The organism is Streptococcus sp. GMD1S (genome assembly GCF_000296875.1).
Taxonomy (GTDB): domain Bacteria; phylum Bacillota; class Bacilli; order Lactobacillales; family Streptococcaceae; genus Streptococcus.
Window position 1 is genome coordinate 1 of the sequence record NZ_AJQY01000138.1, and the last position, 1,379, is coordinate 1,379.

The window sequence follows — 1,379 nt, forward strand, 5'->3', positions numbered from 1 at the left end:
GTAACACGAGGATCATCTAGCCCTGCAGCAAAGTCTGGGAAATACTCACGACAGACCTCAACCAACATCTCATCTGGTTCCACAATATCGATTTGCTCCAGTTCAGGATAGAGGGTTAATACTTGGGCAACACCACCGTCACCACCCCCAATAACCAAGACTTTCTTTGGATTTGGGTGGACAGCCATGGGAACGTGAACGGTCATTTCATTGTAAACAAAATCATCTGCATCTGAAAACAAGACATGCCCATTTAAGATCAATATCTTTCCAAAAGCTGGCGTATCTAATACTTCGATATCCTGCCATTCACTTTTTCCAGCATAGAGTTGCTTTGCAGTTCTCAAGGACAATTTAACATCTGGAGTATGAACTTCAGAAAACCATAGATCCATCTAGTTCTCCTTTCTCTTAATGACGTTGATGTGATTGACCTCTGGATCTTCCGTTCCTTGGAGGGAACAACCACGTTCTTTGGCAAATTGGATATAGTCTACAATTTCTCGTATAATGCGTTCACCTGGTGCTAGGATTGGGATGCCTGGAGGATAGCACATGACAAATTCCCCACAGACATGTCCAACAGATTCATCCAAGGTGAAACTTCTTCTCTCTGAATAAAAGGCTTCCTGAGGAGACAGCACTAACTCGGGCTGGATATATTCTCCAGCAATCAAATCTTTTCCATCTCTTGAGTAGAGTCTCTTGATATCCGCCAAAGCACCGACCAAACGTTCGATGTCTTGGATGCGGTCACCAATCGAAATATAAGCTAAGATATTCCCAATATCACCAAATTCGATCTGAATGTCGTATTCGTCTCGCAGGAGGTCATAAACTTCGATACCTGTTAAGCCAATACCCTGAGTGTAAACGGACAGCTTGGTCACGTCAAAATCACAAACAGACACACCGTCTATGAGCTCTTTTGAGTAGGCATAATAACCACCGATAGCATTGATTTCACGACGAGCATACTCAGATAGTTCAATGACTTTCTCAAAAGACTCTTTGCCACGAAGGGCTAAGTTGCGACGAGAAATATCCAAACTAGACATAAGTAGGTAAGAGGCAGATGTAGACTGGGTCAGGTTAATGATCTGACGAACGTACTCAGGATTCATCTGCTCCCCGATAAGAAGGATGGAGCTCTGGGTCAAACTCCCACCAGACTTATGCATAGAGACCGCCGCCATATCAGCGCCAGCATCCATAGCAGACAGCGGCAATTTATCTGTAAAATGCAAATGCGCTCCATGGGCTTCATCCACTAAAACCATCATGCCAGCTTCGTGAGCCATTTCCGTTAAACCCTTGAGGTCTGAACAAATCCCATAGTAAGTAGGATTGTTGATTAGGATAGCTTTAGCATCTGGATG

At 43.9% G+C, this 1,379-nt stretch carries 1 protein-coding gene and 1 pseudogene; both read right to left on the reverse strand.

Annotated elements, in window-relative coordinates:
• Positions 1–395 (reverse strand): annotated as a pseudogene (locus tag GMD1S_RS07695) (spermidine synthase); the annotation flags it as partial.
• A partial coding sequence (locus tag GMD1S_RS07700) for an aminotransferase class I/II-fold pyridoxal phosphate-dependent enzyme (protein ID WP_000496990.1) occupies positions 396–1,379 on the reverse strand: 984 nt, incomplete at its 5' end.